Raw genomic sequence first — 16,026 nt, forward strand, 5'->3', positions numbered from 1 at the left:
AGTCTTGAGGCCGGTCGGGGAGAGAGCGTCGAGGAGTCTTGAGTGTCCGACATCTTTAAGGAAGTCGAAGAGGACCTGCGCCGCGATAAGGCGGCCGACTGGTGGAAGCGCTACAGCCTTTACATCTATCTGGTCGCCGCGGTCGTGGTTCTGGGTACTGCCGGCTATCAGGGCTGGCGGGCCTACGACGAGAAACTGCGCGGCGAGCAGTCGGATTCCTATTCCGCAGCCCTGGCGCTGATCGAGGACGGCAACGAGGCCTCGGGCCGACAGGCCCTCCGGGCGCTGAGCGATCCCAGCGGCAGTGGCTATGCGCTTCTGGCCGCTCTGACGGAGGCGCACCTGGCCGCCGAAGCGGGGGACCTGGCTACAGCGCAGGACATCTGGAACCAACTTGCGCAGAACGGCTCCGCGCCCCAGGCTGTCAGCGGCCTCGGCGCGCTCAACGCCGTGATGCGCGATCTGGATGACGGCGACCCGGCCGACCTGCGCGGCCGTCTACAGCCGTTGGCCGCTGCCGGCGCGCCCTACCGCTTCACCGCTCTGGAACTCCTGGCCGCGGTGGCCCTGAAGGAGGGGAATGAGCAGGAAGCGCGTGAAATCCTGACCGAGATTACCGACGATCCCGAAGCCCCCGCCAGCAGCCGAACCCGTGCCGCCCAGTTGCTTGCCGCACTGCCTGGATGATCCCGCTGATGTCTTTTCCCCGCCTGCGCGCACGCGCGCTGCCGACCCTTCTGTTCGGTCCGCTGGCCCTGGTGCTGAGCGGCTGCAGCTTCGATGATTTCTTCGGTGCGCCGGAAGATCCGCCGCTGCCGGGTGACCGGATCGCTATTCTGGCCATCGAACGCGGCCTGCGCCCGGACCCCAGCATCGCCGATGTGGCGGTGCGCCTGCCGGAGCCCTATGTGAATACCGACTGGGCGCAGCCCGGCGGGTCGGCGGCCCATGCCATGTATCACCTGTCGCTGAGCGCCAATCCGCGGCGCATCTGGAGCGCGGATATCGGCGAGGGATCCGGCGATGTGGCGCAGGTTTTGGCCCAGCCCCTGGTGGTCGGCGATCTGGTGTACACCATGGATGCGCGCTCCGTCGTCTCCGCCTTTTCCGCCAGTAACGGCAGCCGCGTGTGGCGCGTCGACCTGGAGGACGATGACGAGGATGACGGCTTCTTCGGGGGCGGGATTGCCTATCAGGACGGCAAGGTCTTCGTCGCGACCGGGTTCGCCAAGCTCTTCGCGCTGAATGCGCGCAGTGGCGAGATGCTGTGGGAGCACAAAGCGCCCGCCCCGATGCGCAGTGGGCCTGCGGTGAACGACGGCCGCGTCTTCGCCGTCACCTTCGACAACCAGATGATCGTGGTCGACGCCGACAGCGGCGACCGGCTGTGGAACCATGTCGGCGTGCAGGAAACGGCGGGCCTGCTGGGTTCCGCCAGCCCGGCCGCTGCCGGGAACCTGGTGGTGGTGCCGTACTCCTCCGGCGAGATCCTGGCCATGCTGGCCGACAGCGGCCGCGTCGTCTGGTCGGAGAACCTGAGTGCGATCCGGCGCATCGATCCGTTGGCCGACATCGCGCAGATCCGCGGCCTCCCGGTCATCGACCGCGACATGGTTCTGGCGGTCAGCCATGCCGGGCGCATGCTGGCCATCGACACGCGCCAGGGGGTGCGGGTCTGGCAGGCCGATCTCGGCGGTATCGAGATGCCCTGGCCGGCCGGTGACGTGATCTACGTCCTGACCAAGGATTCCCAGCTTGTCTGCCTGCAGCGCCGGGACGGCCGGATCCGCTGGGTTCAGCCTTTGCCGCGCTTCGAAGATCCCGACGACCAGGACGATCCGATCCGCTGGACCGGGCCGGTGCTCGCCGGGGACCGTCTGGTTGTGGCCGGCTCTCACGGTCAGGTGCTGTCTGTCTCGCCTTATGACGGCAAGCCGCTGGGGTTCTTCGATGTGGGCAGCGGTGTCGCGGTGTCTCCCGTGGTGGCGAACAACAGCCTCTACGTTGTGACCCACTCGGGCACGCTGGTGGCGTTGCGCTAGAGTGCGCCCCGGCGCGCGCATCCGGCGCCCGCCTTCAGCGCTTGCCAAGTTCAGGCCAGGACCATGACCATCACAGTCGCCATCCTGGGTCGTCCGAACGTCGGAAAATCGACCCTCTTCAACCGGCTGGTCGGGCAGAAGCTCGCGCTGGTGGACGACACGCCGGGGGTCACCCGCGATCGGCGCGAGGGGGAGGCGAACCTCTTCGGATTTTCCTTTCGCGTCATCGATACCGCCGGCCTCGAAGAGCGTTTCGACGACAGCCTGGAAGGGCGGATGCGCAGCCAGACGGAGCGCGCGCTGGAAGACGCCGACATGGCCCTGCTGGTGATCGATGCGCGCGCCGGGCTGACGCCCCTCGACGAACACTTTGCCAACTGGCTGCGGCGCAGCAACCGGCCGGTGGCGCTGATCGCCAACAAGTGCGAGGGGCGGGAGGCCGAGACCGGGCTGGCGGAAACCTACGCGCTGGGCCTGGGCGATCCCGTACCGATCTCCGCCGAGCATGGCCTCGGCATGAGCGATCTCTTCCATACCATCCGCTCCGCCCTGCCGGAGGCTGTGGACGCGGAAGCGCTGGAAGAAGGCGAGGAGGGAGATCAGGCCGGGGGGCCGCTGCAGCTTGCCATTGTCGGCCGGCCCAATGTGGGCAAGTCGACGCTGGTGAACCGCCTGCTGGGGGAGGACCGTCTGCTCACCGGTCCTGAAGCCGGTATCACCCGGGACTCCATCGCCGTTGACTGGGTTTTTGAGGACCGTCCGGTGCGCCTCGTCGACACCGCCGGGCTGCGCCGCAAGGCCCGGGTCACCGAGAAGATCGAGAAGCTCTCCACCGCCGACACCCTGCGCGCGATCCGCTTCGCCCAGGTCGTCGTGCTGCTGCTGGATGTGGACGAGGGGCTGGAGAAGCAGGACCTCACCATCGCCCGCATGGTGGTGGACGAAGGACGGGCCCTGGTCATCGGCGTCAACAAGTGGGACGCCTGCCGCGATCGCGAGGCCGCGCTGAAGGGCATCCGCGACCGGCTGGAACGCTCCCTGCCGCAGACCCGCGGTATTCCGCTGGTGACGCTCTCCGCGAAGCAGGGGCAGAACGTCGACCGTCTGATGCGCGCTGTCTTCGCCGCCTACGACGTCTGGAACCGCCGGGTAGCGACCGCCGATCTCAACCGCTGGCTGGATGCGGTCACCGCGGCCCATCCGCCGCCGGCCAGTGCCGGCCGGCGAGTCCGTCTGAAGTACATGACCCAGGCCAAGACCCGCCCGCCGACCTTCGCGATCTTCTGCTCCAAGCCGCAGGAACTGCCGACCTCCTACCTGCGCTATCTCGAAAATGGCCTGCGTGACGCCTTCGACCTGCCGGGCACGCCGATCCGCATCAACATCCGCAAGGGCGACAACCCTTACGCCAAGACCAAGACCAAGACCAAGACAAAGGCCAAGGCCAAGAAAAAGAAGTAGTCTGCCCGCGACAGGATCTGCGGGAGGCGGTATGGCGACGGTCGAAACCGAGGGGGCAAGGCTCTACTACGAAGTTCACGGCGACGGGCCGGCGGTCGTGTTCGCTCATGGCCGCGGCGGTAACGCAGCAAGCTGGTGGCAGCAGGTCCCCGCTTTCGCCGCGCGCTACCGCGTCATCGTCTTCGATCACCGCGGCTTCGGGCGCTCGCGCTGCGATGCGGCGCAGTTCGACTGCGGCCACTTTCACCGCGACATCCTGGCGATCCTTGATGCCGAGAGCATCGACAGGGCCAGCCTGGTCTGCCAGTCCATGGGCGGCTGGGGCGGCCTCAAGCTGGCCGCGACCCACCCGGAGCGCGTGGTGGCGCTGGTCCTCTCCAACACGCCCGGCGGCGTGGATGCACCCGCTGTCACCGCGGCGATCGAGCATCTGGCCTCCGGTGCGGTTCCACCCGGCACTGCCCAGCTCGGCGCCAGCTTCAAGGCGGCAAACCCGGAGGCGGCCTATCTCTGCGCCCAGATCTCCGGCCTCTACAGCAACTTCCCGAAGCCCTTCGGGCGTATCACCCGGGCCGGTTTCGTGACCGCCGAGGACCTGCGGGGCTATGCCGTGCCGACGCTGATGATCACCGCGCCGGAGGATCCGCTGTTTCCACCTGCGGTGATGGCAGAGGCCGCTGCCGCGATTCCGGGCGCGCAGTTGGTAGAACTCCCCGGGGCTGGACATTCGCCCTACTTCGAGACGCCCGAGGCATTCAATGAGGCCGTGCTGGGTTTTCTTGCGGAGTTTGGACAGGCAACCGCGATCTCGACGTAAAGGCTTCGAAGGCGGTTGGTGCCTGACGTCGCTGAAGGACGACTCCGTCACCGAGCCCTTGGTGAATGCTGATACGCCGAAACAAAAGATGTCGTCAATTTGAAGGAGTTCTGAGCGCAATGACAGACAAGGGAGCGAACGATCGCGATCACTTCAGGATCTGCCTGTGCAGTGACATCGACTACGAGCGCCTTTTTGCGGCAGTCGAGTACAAAGGGCAGGAGGTGGCTCTGATTACGCAGGAAGAAGGACGCGAAAACCTGAAGCTTGAACTGGTAACTGCTAAAGAAGTTCGTCCCGGGATCGCCTGGATCGTGGAGTTCGATGGATTTGTCGAGGCGGTACTGAAGGCGAGAGAACGGCTTCTGGAACGGTAAGATCGTGCCGTGGACGCTTGCACGATGCCGGCGTGCCGGCTTTGCCGGGCCTCACTTCGCCGTGACTGTCGCGCCGCTGCGCTGGCAGGCGGGGCTGGCGAGTTCGACGAAGAGGTCGCCGAGCGCCTCGGGCGGCTGCACGCTCGCCGGGTCCTCGCCGGGGAAAGCGGCGGCGCGAAAGCCGGTGCGCACCGGCCCGGGGTCGATCAGGTTGGCGCGCACCGCGGTCTTGCCGAGTTCCGCCGCGTAGCTCGTGACCAGCGCGTTGAGGGCGGCCTTGGTGGCGGCCAGCAGACCCCAGTAGGCCGTGTGTTCCTGCGCCGCTGCCGCGGTCACGAAGACCGCCCGCCCTGCATCGGAGAGGCGCAGCAGCGGGTCGAGGCTGCGGATCAGGCGGTAGTTGGCGGTCACGTTGACATCGAAGGCTTCCTGCCAGGCATCCGGCGGAATGTGGCCGACCGGCGTCAGCGGTCCGAGGATCCCGGCGTTGCCGACCAGAATGTCGAGCTTGCCGTAGCGCTCATTCAGGGAGGCGCCGAGACGGTCCAGCCCGTCGAAGTCGCGCAGATCGTGCGGCACCAGCACCGGCTGGCGCCCGCCGGCGGCGCGGATCTCGTCGTCCAGTTCCTCCAGGGCGCCGACGGTGCGGGCGATGAGGATGAGCTGCGCGCCTTCGGCGGCAAAGCGCCGGGCGACCGCGGCGCCGATGCCGCGCGAGGCGCCGGTGACGACCGCGACGCGGCCGTCCAGGGCTGCCGTCTCTCGTGCCATCAGGCCGCCGCCTGCTTGGTCTTGCGCCGCCGCAGGACGCGGCGCGATCCGCCGAAGAGGAGAAGGCCGACAACGGCCCCGACCCCGCCGTAGATCAGCCCTTCTGAGGTCAACGGCACGGCCGGGGCGAAGTCGCCGATGGTGGCACTCACAAGGCCGGAGTCGAAGTGCTGAGCGAAAGCCAGCGGCCGCTCAAACGTTGTGGCAGTACTGAGCGCGGTATAGGCGGCCTCCATGTCGGCCAGTTCGAAGAAGCTTTCACGCATGCGCTCGCCCTCCAGGCTGTGAGGGTCGCTGGCAGTGAAGCTTGCGATGTAGTCGGGAACGGACATGTCCTTGGCGGCGGCGTCTTCTTCGATTTCCTGCACGCGAACGCGGGCCTGGTCTATGCGCCCGCCCAGGCGTTGCAGGTAGTGGGCGAGATACTCGGGGAACTGCGAGAAACTGGCACCACCTGCGGCGGCAAAGAGGCTGTAAAAGAAGCGGGCGAACATCGGTCCTCTGTGCAGCCGTTGATCCTGGCTAGGCGCCCTCCGCCAGCAGCGAGAGCTGGGCCGGCTTGTCCGAATGTTCAAAGTCGGTCAGGCGGACCGGATAGTCACCGGTGAAGCAGGCGTCGCAGAAGCGCGGCGCTGCCGGGTCGCGCCCGCTTTCTCCCATGGCGCGGTAGAGGCCGTCGATAGTGATGAAGGCGAGGCTGTCGACGCCGATGTGGTCGGCCATGGCGGCCACATCCATGCTGGAGGCCAGCAGTTCCTCGCGCTGAGGCGTATCGATGCCGTAGAAGCAGGAGTGGGTGGTCGGCGGGGCGGCGATGCGCATGTGCACCTCTGCGGCGCCGGCGGCGCGCACCATCTCCACGATCTTGATCGAGGTTGTGCCGCGCACGATGGAATCGTCCACCAGGATAACCCGCTTGCCCTCGATGGACTGACGGTTGGCGTTGTGCTTCAGGCGGACGCCGAGGTGGCGGATCTGCTGTGCAGGCTCGATGAAGGTGCGCCCGACATAGTGGTTGCGGATGATCCCCAGTTCGAAGGGTACGCTGGCCTGCTCGGCGTAGCCGATGGCTGCCGGCACACCGGAGTCCGGCACTGGGATCACCACGTCGGCAGGGACGCCGCTCTCCTGGGCCAGCTCCATGCCGATGCGCTTGCGCGCCTGGTAGATGCTGGTGCCCTCCATCAGGGAGTCGGGCCGGGCGAAGTAGATGTATTCGAAAACGCAAGGGCGCCGCGGCGCCGGCGGGAAGGGACGCAGGGAATGAACGCCGGACTCGTCGAGCACGATCATCTCGCCGGCCTCGACGTCGCGCACGAACTCGGCGCCGATGATGTCCAGGGCGCAGGTCTCGGAGGCGACGACGTTGGCGTTGCCGACCCGTCCCAGCACCAGGGGCCGCACGCCTGAGGGATCGCGCACCGCGATCAGGCAGCTTTCGGTCATCGCCACCAGGGAGTAGGCGCCCTCGATCTGACGCAGGGCGTTGGTCATGCGGTCGATCAGCGCGCTGGCATCGGAGGTGGCGATGAGGTGAATGATCACCTCGGTGTCCATCGTGGACTGAAAGATGGCGCCCTGGTCGACCAGGCGGTGGCGCAGCTGGCGGGCGTTGGTCAGGTTGCCGTTATGGGCGAGGGCGAAGCCGCCGCAGGAAAGATCGGCGAAAAGCGGCTGCACGTTGCGCAGCGCCGTCTCGCCGGTGGTGGAGTAGCGGTTGTGGCCGATCGCGGCATGGCCCGCCAGACGCGCCATGACCTCCCCGGAGGAAAAGATGTCGCCGACATGGCCGAGGTCGCGGTGGGCGTTGAAGTGCTGCCCGTCGAAGGCGACGATGCCGGCAGCTTCCTGACCGCGATGCTGCAGGGCATGCAGGCCGAGGGCGGTGTGGGCCGCCGCGTCCTCGTGACCGTAGATCCCGAAGACCCCGCATTCCTCATGAAACTTGTCGTCGTCGGTCGTGTGGTCGTCTGGGCCGGCGCCCGATTGGGGAACCAGCGGGTTGGTGGTGATCACTGCTCGGTCCCTCCTGCTGCGGGCTCCTGGGTCATCAGGCCCTCGATGGCCCTTTCGATCTCGCCGCGCATGTCCTCGTTATACTCCGGCTCCGCTTTTGGCGCATCGGCTTTCCGGAGCGGGCTGACCAGAAGCTGATAGGTCTGTTCCTGGCGCCGCAGTTCTTCGGCGCGGCGCCGCGCATCGTCGGCCGCTTCGTTTCCGCGCTCCAGCATGCTCTCCGGCACCAGCGTCAGCAGCAGGTCGGCGCCGCGTTCGACCAGGGGCCGGCTCCTGGCTTCCTTCACCCAGTCGAAGATCTCCTCTTCCGGCATCAGGAAGGTGAGCGCCATCCAGCCCAGCACCACGATGACGCCGCCGCGGGCGAATCCGAAAAGCAGCCCCAGAGACCGGTCCAGCGCACCCAGGCTGCTTTGCTGAACCCGGTTGGAGAGCAGCCGGGTCAGCATGGAAAAGATGACCAGCGAGACCAGGAAGATCACCACGCCGGTGACCAGACTGGCGAAGAACTCGGTCGGGATGTACTGCTCGACCAGCGGCTGGGCGTGCGGGAAGGCATAGAGCGTCACGAAGGTGGCGGCAACCCAGGAGCCGATGGCAAAGACCTCGTGCACGAACCCGCGCACGAAAGCGAAGATGCCGGAAATCACCAGAACGATGATTATGAGCAGGTCCGCCAGATTGATCGGCAAGCTGTCCATCGGGTCTTTGTCTGTCCTTCGACGTCGATCTAAGGCGCTCTGGCTCTCGCTGGGCTCTAAGGCGCCGAGGTCCGGAACCCAATGGGGTCCGCCTGCGGGCGGGCCAGGCGCGCGACCAGGTCCTGAAGATGCGCGATCTCCTCGATCGCGAGGCCGCCGCTCTGCGGCCGGCCCTTACCGGCGCCTCGCTTGGCCCGGGGGGCCACCCAGGCGCGGGAGAATCCAAGCTTTTCCGCTTCTTTCAACCGCAACTCGACCTGGCTGACCGGTCGAATCTCCCCGGAAAGGCCGATCTCGCCGAAAATCACCGTTTCTTCCGGCACTTCCTGTCCCGTTGCTGCCGATACCAGGGCCGCCGCGACGGCCAGATCCGCTGCCGGCTCACCGATCCTCAGCCCGCCGGCTACGTTCAAATATACCTCTTGGCCGGCCAACGCCAGCCCGCATCGCGCCTCCAGCACGGCCAGCACCATGGCCAGGCGGCCCGAATCCCAGCCGACCACGGCGCGCCGCGGGGTGGCGAGGGGAGAGGCGGAAACCAGAGCCTGGATCTCCACCAGCAGGGGACGCGTGCCCTCCAGCCCCGCGAAAACCGCCGCCCCGGCGATGTTGCCGCGGCGCTCTGCCAGGAACAGCGCCGAGGGATTGGAGACCTCTTCCAGCCCGCCGTCGGTCATCTCGAAGACGCCGATCTCGTCGGTCGGCCCGAATCGGTTCTTGGAGGCCCTGAGGATACGGAAGTGGTGCCCGCGGTCGCCTTCGAAAGTCAGTACCGTATCGACCATATGTTCCAGCACCTTCGGCCCGGCGATCTGGCCCTCCTTTGTCACATGGCCGACCAGCAGCAGGCTGAAGCCGCGCTTCTTGGCGAGGCGGATCAACTCCTGCGTGGCGGCGCGCACTTGTGAGACCGTGCCGGGCGCGGATTCGAGGCTGTCGATGAAAAGGGTCTGCACCGAATCGACCACGACGACCGCCGGACCCTTCGGCTGGTCGAGGCTCGCCACCATGTCCCGCACCGCTGTCGCCGCCGCAAGCTGCACCGGGGCGGCCCCCAGCCCCATGCGCTGCGCGCGCAGGCGCACTTGGTCGATGGACTCCTCGCCGGAGATGTAGGCACAGCTGGCCGCCTCTTCGCCGCCCACCCCTTTATCACCGGCAGCAAGCCGGGCTGCGACCTGCAGCAGCAGGGTGGACTTGCCGATCCCAGGATCGCCGGCGACCAGTACGGCCGAGCCGGGAACCAGGCCGCCGCCGGTCACGCGGTCGAACTCGCCGATGCCGCAGGTCAGACGCGGCGGGGCCGGGCTGCGGCTCTGGAGATCGACGAAGGCGAGCCGTTGCGCCGAGCGGCCGGCGCCCGACAGCCCGCCCGGCGTCTTCTCTACCACCTCCTCGGAAAGCGAATTCCAGGCGCCGCAGCTCTCGCAGCGGCCGGCCCACTTGGCCGAGACGGCGCCGCATTCCTGGCAGACGTAGCGCGACTGGGTTTTCGCCATGATTACTGCCTGTCCTCCGCCGGCCCATGCCGCGGCGGGCACCGGAGCTTCGCATGAGACCGCGAAGCTATAGCGCCCGGACCTGCATTTGGATCGGCCCTTCGGCGCGACCGTTGATGAACTGATCGACGTAGGGATTGTCCGAGCGGTCGATCTCCGCCGTGGGGCCGACCCAAATGATGTTGCCGCGGTAGAGCATGGCGGTACGGTCGGAAATGCGCCGCGCCGAGGCCATGTCGTGGGTGATGGAAAGTGCCGTGGCGCCGAGTTGCTTCACGCACTTCACGATCAGCCGGTCGATCACATCGCCCATGATGGGGTCAAGGCCCGTGGTCGGCTCGTCGAAGAAGATGATCTCCGGTTCCGTGGCGATGGCGCGCGCGAGGCCGACGCGCTTGCGCATGCCGCCGGATAGTTCGGCCGGCATCAGGCTGCCGACATCCTCGCCCAGGCCGACTGCGGCCAGCTTCTCCAGGGCGGTCTTGCGTGCCTCGGCCCGCGGCCTGCCCTGGCCCTGAATCAGGCCGAAGGCGACGTTCTCCCAGACCGTCAGCGAGTCGAAGAGGGCAGCGTTCTGGAACAGCATGCCGAACTTGCGCCGGATCCGGTCCAGGTCCTCGCCCATCAGGCCGACCACCTCTTCACCGTCGACCTCGATCGAGCCAGAATCGGGATGCAGCAGCCCCAGAATGCATTTCAACAGCACGGACTTGCCGCTGCCCGATCCGCCGATCACCAGCACGGACTCGCCGGGAAAGATGTCGAGATTCACGTTGTCGAGAACGACCTTGTCGCCGAAAGCCTTGCTGAGGCCGCGGATCTTGATCTTTGGAGTCCGGTTGCTGCTGGCGTCGTTCATCGGGCGAAGAACAGCTCGGTGATGAAGTAGTTGAAGCAGAGAATCAGGATCGAGGCGGAGACCACCGCGTTGGTGGTGGCCGTACCCACGCCCTGGGCTCCGCCACGCGAATTGTATCCGTGATAGCAGCCCATGAGGGTGACCAGGAATCCGAAGACCGCGGCCTTGACCAGGCCCGAGACAACATCCTGGACCTCCACGAAATCACGGGTGTTCTTCAGATAGGTCGCCGGATTGAAGTCCAGCTTCTGGGTCGACACCAGATAGCCGCCGAACACGCCGATGATGTCGGCGATCAGCACCAGGATCGGCAGCATGGTGAGCCCGGCGATCAGGCGCGGCGCAATCAGGTACTTGAAGGGGTTGGTCGCCAGGGTGTCCAGGGCATCGATCTGCTCTGTGACCCGCATGGTGCCGATCTCTGCGGCCATGGAGGCACCGACCCGGCCCGCGACCATCAGTCCCGCCAGGACCGGGCCCAGTTCGCGGGTGATGGAGACGACGACCACATTGGGAATGGCGCTCTCCGCCGAGAAGCGCTCGAAGCCGGTGTAGCTCTGCAGCGCCAGCACCATGCCGGTAAAGATCGCCGTCAGCCCGACGACAGGCAGCGAGTAGTAGCCGATCTCGATCATCTGGCGGACGACGAGGCGCGGATAGAACGGTGGCCGGACGCAGTGAGAGAGCGCAATGACGGTGAAAAGGGTCAGCCGGCCGGTGGCTTCCAGAAACGACAGAAAGGTCCGGCCGATCGGCTGGAGAATCGGCATCAACAATCAGCCCAAATAAGCGCGGTGATAGCGCTTTCCGAGAGCGGTCAGAATTTCGTAGCCGATCGTCCCGGCTTCCCGCGCCAAGTCGTCGACCCCGTGCTGTGGGTCAAGGAGGTCCACCATCGCGCCCGGATGCACTTTATCCGGCGCAATCCCAGTAACGTCCAAAGTAATCAGATCCATCGAAATCCGCCCCACCACGGGAACCTCGTGACCGTTAATCCAGGCTCGCGCCCGACCCGAAAGAGAGCGCAGGTAGCCATCCGCATAGCCCGCAGCAACTGTGGCAATTCGAGCCGGCCCGGTGGCGCGGTGGGTCGCACCATAGCCAACGCTCTGGGGGGCGTCAATTCCGCGAACCTGCAGGATTCGCGCCTTCAATCCGACCACCGGAAGGACCGGATTCGGGGCTGCGGGGGTTGGGTTGACGCCATAGACGGCTGCCCCCGGCCGGGCCAGATCGAAGTGGTAATCGGGACCCAGAAAGATCCCCGGGGAGTTGCAGAGAGAGGCCGGGGCGTCCGGCAGCTTCTGCAGGGCGGCGCGAAAGGCGGTGAGCTGTTGGGCGTTCTGCGGGTGCTGTGGCTCGTCGGCGCAGGCGAGGTGGCTCATCACCAGGGTCGGGACGATGCCCTCCAGGCGCTCCGGCGCTGCCTGCAGGGTCTCCAGGTCCGCCGGCTGCAGCCCGAGGCGGCTCATGCCGCTGTCGACCTGAAGGGCCGCCGGAAGTGCCCGGCCGCGCCGGCCGGCCTCCGCGCGCCAGGCGTCGATCTCGCCCAGCGAGTTCAGCACCGGCAGAAGATTGTGCTCGACGCAGGCCGCTTCGGTGCCGGGCATGAGGCCGTTGAGGACATAGAGGCTAAGGGCCGGATGGCAGGCATCCAGCAGCGGGCGCAGCGCAATTGCCTCGTCAGGCTGGGCGACGAGGATCGAGCGGGCGCCTTCCTTCACCAGGACCGGCGCAACCTGTGCCGCGCCCAAGCCGTAGGCGTCGGCCTTCACGACGGCGGCGAGTGGCTTTTCCAGAAAGGCGGCGCGCAGGCGGCGAAAGTTTTCGGCGACGGCGGCGAGGTCGATGGTGAGCGCCCCGGCCGCCGTGGCGGGGATGGCGGCCTCGCCGGAGGTCGTTCGTTCGCGGTCAGAACTGCTCGGGGAGATGGTCATCGGCGATCAGGTCGCTGAAGCGGGTGGTGTCCCCGTCGAAGGAGAACTCGCGCGAGCCGATGGGGCCGTGGCGCTGCTTGGCGACGATGATCTCGGCTTTGCCGTAGGCGCGCTCGCAGCGTTCCTTCCAGCGCTCGAGGCGCTCGTGGAATTTGTTGTCGTCCTCGCCGTCGCGCTGTGTCGGCTCGGCGCGCTCCGCATAGTACTGCTCGCGATAGATGAACATGACGACATCGGCGTCCTGCTCAATCGATCCTGATTCGCGAAGATCGGCCAGTTGGGGATGCTTGTCCTCGCGCTGTTCGACGGCGCGCGAGAGCTGGGAGAGGGCGATCACCGGGACGTCGAGATCCTTGGCGAGCGCCTTGAGGCCGCGGGTGATCTCCGAGACTTCCTGAACCCGGTTGTCGGAACGCTTGTTGGGCGGCGGCTGCATGAGCTGAAGGTAGTCGACCACGACCAGCGAAAGGCCATGCTGGCGCTTCAGCCGGCGCGCGCGGGTGCGCATCTGGCTGACCGAAAGCGCCGGTGTGTCGTCGACGAAGAGCGGCAGTTCAAAGAGCTCGCGGCTGGCCTCGAAAACCTTGTCGAAGTCGTCGTCGCGAATGTCGCCGCGCCGCATGGAGTCGGAGCGCACGCCGGTGCGTTCCGAAAGGATGCGCGTCGCAAGCTGCTCTGCCGACATTTCCAGGGAGAAGAAGGCGACCGGCTGGCGCTGCTCCACGGGATTGCCCTCGGCATCCTTTTCGATACGCGGTGCCGAGGCCACGTTGAACGCGATATTGGTCGCCAGCGAGGTCTTTCCCATCGAAGGGCGGGCCGCGAGGATCACGAGGTCCGAACGATGAAAGCCGCCGAGCAGTCCGTCGAGATCCTGCAGTCCGGAAGAGACGCCGGAAAGCCCGTCGCGCTGCATGGCCGCTTCGGTCATATGAAGCGATTCCAGCACTGCGGAGCGGAAGCCGATCAGCCCGCCCTCTGTCTGGCCGATCTCCGCGAGTTTGTAGAGCCTGTCTTCGGCGCCTTCGATCTGCTGTGTGGCCTCGACATCCAGGTCATGCTCGAAGGCATCGTTCACCATGTCTTCGCCCAGGGTGATCAACTCGCGCCTGAGATAAAGATCGTGGATCGTCTTGCCGTAGTCGGCCGCGTTGATGATGGTGACATAGCTCGACTGAAGCTGAGCGAGATACTGTGCGCCGCCGACTTCGGCGAGCGCGCTTTCCTGCTCGAAGAGGTTCTTCAGTTGAATCGCGTTGGCCACCTGGCCACGTTCGATCAGCTTGCCGCAGGCCTCGTAGATGCGTGCGTGCACGCCGTCGGCGAAGTGTTCCGGCCGCAAAAAGTCGGAAACCTTCTCATAGGCGGCGTTGTTGGCCAGGATGGCGCCCAGCAGCGCCTGCTCCGCCTCGTCATTGGACGGGGGCAGACGCAGACTATCCCCGTTTTCAAGCGGGTCGGGGAGGGCGGTCAGGCTGGGGCTTGTCGATTCCATGGCCAGCTAGAATAGCAAACCGCGGCTGCAGTCCAAAGCGGTGGCGCCGAGAAGCTTTCGGGGATTGAGAGGAAGACGGGGATAAGCATCCTGCGATCCCGGGCCCCTGCCGGTTGACATAGAGACTGTGCAAAGAAAAAGCGGCAGTCCGATACCAGACTGCCGCTTTCGCTTTCGAAGTCGCTGATCCGGTCGCGCAGCTACGCGTCCTTCGGCGTCTCTTCGCTTTCGGCCTCGACCGGCTCGGCCGGGGCGGCTTCCTCCGCCGGCGCGGCTTCGTCGCCGGCGTTTTCCGAGTCGGCGGTCTCGGTCGCCTCTTCCTGTTCGACCGCCTCGACGACCGCCTCGATCTCTGCCTCGGCCGCCTCTTCGGCCTGTCGCAGGTCCTCGGCGGTGACCACGCGTCCGCTCTTCAGCTGGGCTTCCGCCTCTTCCTCCGAACGGGCGACATTCGCGGTGATCTCCACGGCCACCTCCGGGTGCAGCTGGACGCGCACGGTGTGGAGGCCGAGGGTCTTGATCACGGCGGTGAGGGCGACCTGCCGGCGGTCGATGGTGACGCCTGCGGCGGTCACCGCTTCGGAGATGTCGCGGCTGTTGACCGAACCATAGAGCTGGCCGCTTTCGCCGGCCTGGCGCACCAGCGTGACGGTCATGCCCTCGAGGTCGCCGACGATCCGCTCCGCCTCTTCGCGGCGCTTCAGATTGTCGGCTTCCAACTGCGCACGCTCCTGTTCGAAGCGGGCGAGGTTGCCCTTGGTGGCCCGCAGCGCTTTTTTCTGCGGCAGGAGAAAGTTTCGCGCATAGCCCGGCTTGACGGTGACCACGTCACCCATCTGGCCGAGCTTCTCGATGCGCTCCATCAGGATCACTTCCATCTCTTTGACTCCCGACTGGCCGCTATTTCAAGACGTAGGGCAGGAGCGCCAGATAGCGTGCGCGCTTGATGGCGCGCGCCAACTCGCGCTGCTTCTTGGTCGACACCGCGGTGATCCGGCTCGGCACGATCTTGCCACGCTCGGAAACGAAGCGCTGCAGCAGCCGCGTGTCCTTGTAGTCGATCTTTTGCGCCTTGGGCCCCGAGAAAGGGCAGCTCTTGCGGCGGCGAAAGAACGGACGGCGGGCTCCCCCGCCTGAGCTGACGATACGGACGGTCATTCTGCTGCTCCTTCACTGGCTTTGGCGTTGGCGCCGGCAGCGGTTGCTGCACTGCCCTCGGAGCCGCCGCGCGGTGCGCCGCCCCGGTCGCCGCCCCGGTCACCACCCCGGTCACCACCGCGATCGCCGCCCCGGTCACCGCCGAAACGGCCGCCGCCGCGGCGGTCGCCACGGTCACCCCGGCCGCCGCGGTCATCGCGGCTGTGGCGCTGCTGCATGACGATCGAGGGGCCCTCCGTCAACTCCTCGACCTTGACTGTCAGGTAGCGGATCACGTCGTCGCTGAGCCGGATGTTGCGCTCCAGCTCGTGGAGGGCCGGGGCCGGGGCCTCGATGTTCAGGAGGACGTAGTGGCCCTTGCGGTTCTTCTTGATGCGATAGGCGAGGGTGCGCAGGCCCCAGTACTCGGACCCGGCAACGCGGCCGCCGTTGTCTTCAAGGATTTTGGTGTAGTCCGCCACCAGGTTCTCGACCTGGGAAGACGAGACATCTTGGCGCGCAATCAGCACGCATTCGTAGAAAGCCATATTGTAACTCCTTTTGGCTCTTCATGGGCCGGCGCTGGCCATGCCAGCCGCCCGGCCCTAGCCGACCCCGTGAGAGAAGCCGGCAAGGAGTGTTCACGCCCCAAGGACGCGAAGCGGGCGGACTATACACACTCCCCCCCGCGGCGCAAGCCGCTATGCCCCCCAAAGGCGCAAGCGGCTATCCCGCAGCCGCCGAGGCCTTTCCGGGTCCGCGAAGCGTCTTGACAGTTAACGCAGCCTCGCTATCTCTGGGCTGCAATTGGGGGCGGCGATCGGGGCCGGCGTTCCGCCCTCCTGCAGCCGGCTGTTTCCGCCACTTTACCCAGACAAGGGTTCCGGGACCCAGACAAGGGTTCCGGGAAAGGG

17 protein-coding genes are annotated in these 16,026 nt (G+C 66.5%); 5 read left to right on the forward strand and 12 right to left on the reverse strand.

Annotation, left to right across the window (positions count from 1 at the left end):
- The first annotated feature begins 42 nt into the window (after nucleotides 1-42).
- From Q0982_RS06180 to Q0982_RS06200, 5 genes are all read left to right on the forward strand, one after another.
- On the forward strand, nucleotides 43-687 hold the full coding sequence (locus Q0982_RS06180) for a tetratricopeptide repeat protein (protein WP_299392979.1): 645 nt from the start codon (nucleotides 43-45) through the stop codon (nucleotides 685-687).
- Between the two features lie 8 nt (nucleotides 688-695).
- Nucleotides 696-2,042 (forward strand): PQQ-binding-like beta-propeller repeat protein, encoded by a 1,347-nt coding sequence (locus Q0982_RS06185; protein WP_299392982.1) that lies wholly within the window; start codon nucleotides 696-698, stop codon nucleotides 2,040-2,042.
- A 63-nt stretch (nucleotides 2,043-2,105) separates the two neighbouring features.
- Complete coding sequence (gene der, locus Q0982_RS06190; RefSeq protein ID WP_299392984.1) at nucleotides 2,106-3,503, forward strand: ribosome biogenesis GTPase Der; 1,398 nt, start codon at nucleotides 2,106-2,108, stop codon at nucleotides 3,501-3,503.
- Nucleotides 3,504-3,534: 31 nt separating this feature from the next.
- Nucleotides 3,535-4,320, forward strand: coding sequence for an alpha/beta fold hydrolase (locus Q0982_RS06195; protein WP_299392987.1), 786 nt, complete (start codon nucleotides 3,535-3,537; stop codon nucleotides 4,318-4,320).
- Between the two features lie 119 nt (nucleotides 4,321-4,439).
- On the forward strand, nucleotides 4,440-4,697 hold the full coding sequence (locus Q0982_RS06200) for a hypothetical protein (RefSeq protein WP_299392989.1): 258 nt from the start codon (nucleotides 4,440-4,442) through the stop codon (nucleotides 4,695-4,697).
- A gap of 51 nt (nucleotides 4,698-4,748) precedes the next feature.
- Here the strand turns inward: Q0982_RS06200 and Q0982_RS06205 are convergent, their stop codons facing one another.
- The 12 genes from Q0982_RS06205 to rpsF all read right to left on the reverse strand — a co-directional run bounded on the left by Q0982_RS06205 (nucleotide 4,749) and on the right by rpsF (nucleotide 15,660).
- On the reverse strand, nucleotides 4,749-5,468 hold the full coding sequence (locus Q0982_RS06205) for an SDR family NAD(P)-dependent oxidoreductase (RefSeq protein WP_299392992.1): 720 nt from the start codon (nucleotides 5,466-5,468) through the stop codon (nucleotides 4,749-4,751).
- Nucleotides 5,468-5,962 (reverse strand): DUF2937 family protein, encoded by a 495-nt coding sequence (locus Q0982_RS06210; protein WP_299392994.1) that lies wholly within the window; start codon nucleotides 5,960-5,962, stop codon nucleotides 5,468-5,470. Before Q0982_RS06210 ends, Q0982_RS06205 begins: the two co-directional genes overlap by 1 nt.
- Nucleotides 5,963-5,990: 28 nt before the next feature.
- A complete protein-coding gene (gene purF, locus Q0982_RS06215) occupies nucleotides 5,991-7,484 on the reverse strand; it encodes an amidophosphoribosyltransferase (RefSeq protein WP_322096967.1) in 1,494 nt (497 codons plus the stop codon).
- Nucleotides 7,481-8,185: a CvpA family protein gene (locus tag Q0982_RS06220; protein WP_299392996.1), complete on the reverse strand. Its 705-nt coding sequence runs from the start codon at nucleotides 8,183-8,185 to the stop codon at nucleotides 7,481-7,483. Before Q0982_RS06220 ends, purF begins: the two co-directional genes overlap by 4 nt.
- Nucleotides 8,186-8,241: 56 nt before the next feature.
- A complete protein-coding gene (gene radA / locus Q0982_RS06225; protein ID WP_299392999.1) occupies nucleotides 8,242-9,684 on the reverse strand; it encodes a DNA repair protein RadA in 1,443 nt (480 codons plus the stop codon).
- A gap of 67 nt (nucleotides 9,685-9,751) precedes the next feature.
- Nucleotides 9,752-10,543 carry an ABC transporter ATP-binding protein gene (locus Q0982_RS06230; protein ID WP_299393002.1) on the reverse strand — a complete coding sequence of 264 codons (792 nt, stop codon included), beginning with the start codon at nucleotides 10,541-10,543 and terminating at the stop codon, nucleotides 9,752-9,754.
- Entirely contained in the window at nucleotides 10,540-11,313 is a 774-nt protein-coding gene (locus Q0982_RS06235) for an ABC transporter permease (protein ID WP_299393005.1), read from the reverse strand. Before Q0982_RS06235 ends, Q0982_RS06230 begins: the two co-directional genes overlap by 4 nt.
- Before the next feature lie 6 nt (nucleotides 11,314-11,319).
- Complete coding sequence (gene alr, locus Q0982_RS06240) at nucleotides 11,320-12,480, reverse strand: alanine racemase (RefSeq protein ID WP_299393007.1); 1,161 nt, start codon at nucleotides 12,478-12,480, stop codon at nucleotides 11,320-11,322.
- Nucleotides 12,455-13,975: a replicative DNA helicase gene (locus Q0982_RS06245; protein ID WP_299393010.1), complete on the reverse strand. Its 1,521-nt coding sequence runs from the start codon at nucleotides 13,973-13,975 to the stop codon at nucleotides 12,455-12,457. The genes alr and Q0982_RS06245 overlap by 26 nt, the downstream gene beginning before the upstream one ends.
- A 200-nt stretch (nucleotides 13,976-14,175) precedes the next feature.
- Nucleotides 14,176-14,853 carry a 50S ribosomal protein L9 gene (gene rplI / locus Q0982_RS06250; protein ID WP_299393013.1) on the reverse strand — a complete coding sequence of 226 codons (678 nt, stop codon included), beginning with the start codon at nucleotides 14,851-14,853 and terminating at the stop codon, nucleotides 14,176-14,178.
- Between the two features lie 22 nt (nucleotides 14,854-14,875).
- A complete protein-coding gene (gene rpsR, locus Q0982_RS06255) occupies nucleotides 14,876-15,133 on the reverse strand; it encodes a 30S ribosomal protein S18 (RefSeq protein WP_299393015.1) in 258 nt (85 codons plus the stop codon).
- The gene (gene rpsF / locus Q0982_RS06260; RefSeq protein WP_299393018.1) at nucleotides 15,130-15,660 is read right to left on the reverse strand and encodes a 30S ribosomal protein S6; all 531 of its coding nucleotides are present in this window, start codon (nucleotides 15,658-15,660) and stop codon (nucleotides 15,130-15,132) included. The genes rpsR and rpsF overlap by 4 nt, the downstream gene beginning before the upstream one ends.
- Nucleotides 15,661-16,026: the final 366 nt, after the last annotated feature.

Origin of the sequence: Pelagibius sp. (genome assembly GCF_028281305.1) — a bacterium.
In the GTDB taxonomy this organism is placed as follows: domain Bacteria; phylum Pseudomonadota; class Alphaproteobacteria; order Kiloniellales; family Kiloniellaceae; genus Pelagibius.

Coding starts and splice junctions, on each gene's coding strand:
- Q0982_RS06185 (WP_299392982.1), top strand. CDS start 696: ATGTCTTTTCCCCGCCTGCGCGCACGCGCGCTGCCGACCCTTCTGTTC.
- der (WP_299392984.1), top strand. CDS start 2,106: ATGACCATCACAGTCGCCATCCTGGGTCGTCCGAACGTCGGAAAATCG.
- Q0982_RS06195 (WP_299392987.1), top strand. CDS start 3,535: ATGGCGACGGTCGAAACCGAGGGGGCAAGGCTCTACTACGAAGTTCAC.
- Q0982_RS06200 (WP_299392989.1), top strand. CDS start 4,440: ATGACAGACAAGGGAGCGAACGATCGCGATCACTTCAGGATCTGCCTG.
- Q0982_RS06205 (WP_299392992.1), bottom strand. CDS start 5,468: ATGGCACGAGAGACGGCAGCCCTGGACGGCCGCGTCGCGGTCGTCACC.
- Q0982_RS06210 (WP_299392994.1), bottom strand. CDS start 5,962: ATGTTCGCCCGCTTCTTTTACAGCCTCTTTGCCGCCGCAGGTGGTGCC.
- Q0982_RS06220 (WP_299392996.1), bottom strand. CDS start 8,185: ATGGACAGCTTGCCGATCAATCTGGCGGACCTGCTCATAATCATCGTT.
- radA (WP_299392999.1), bottom strand. CDS start 9,684: ATGGCGAAAACCCAGTCGCGCTACGTCTGCCAGGAATGCGGCGCCGTC.
- Q0982_RS06230 (WP_299393002.1), bottom strand. CDS start 10,543: ATGAACGACGCCAGCAGCAACCGGACTCCAAAGATCAAGATCCGCGGC.
- Q0982_RS06235 (WP_299393005.1), bottom strand. CDS start 11,313: ATGCCGATTCTCCAGCCGATCGGCCGGACCTTTCTGTCGTTTCTGGAA.
- alr (WP_299393007.1), bottom strand. CDS start 12,480: ATGACCATCTCCCCGAGCAGTTCTGACCGCGAACGAACGACCTCCGGC.
- Q0982_RS06245 (WP_299393010.1), bottom strand. CDS start 13,975: ATGGAATCGACAAGCCCCAGCCTGACCGCCCTCCCCGACCCGCTTGAA.
- rplI (WP_299393013.1), bottom strand. CDS start 14,853: ATGGAAGTGATCCTGATGGAGCGCATCGAGAAGCTCGGCCAGATGGGT.
- rpsR (WP_299393015.1), bottom strand. CDS start 15,133: ATGACCGTCCGTATCGTCAGCTCAGGCGGGGGAGCCCGCCGTCCGTTC.
- rpsF (WP_299393018.1), bottom strand. CDS start 15,660: ATGGCTTTCTACGAATGCGTGCTGATTGCGCGCCAAGATGTCTCGTCT.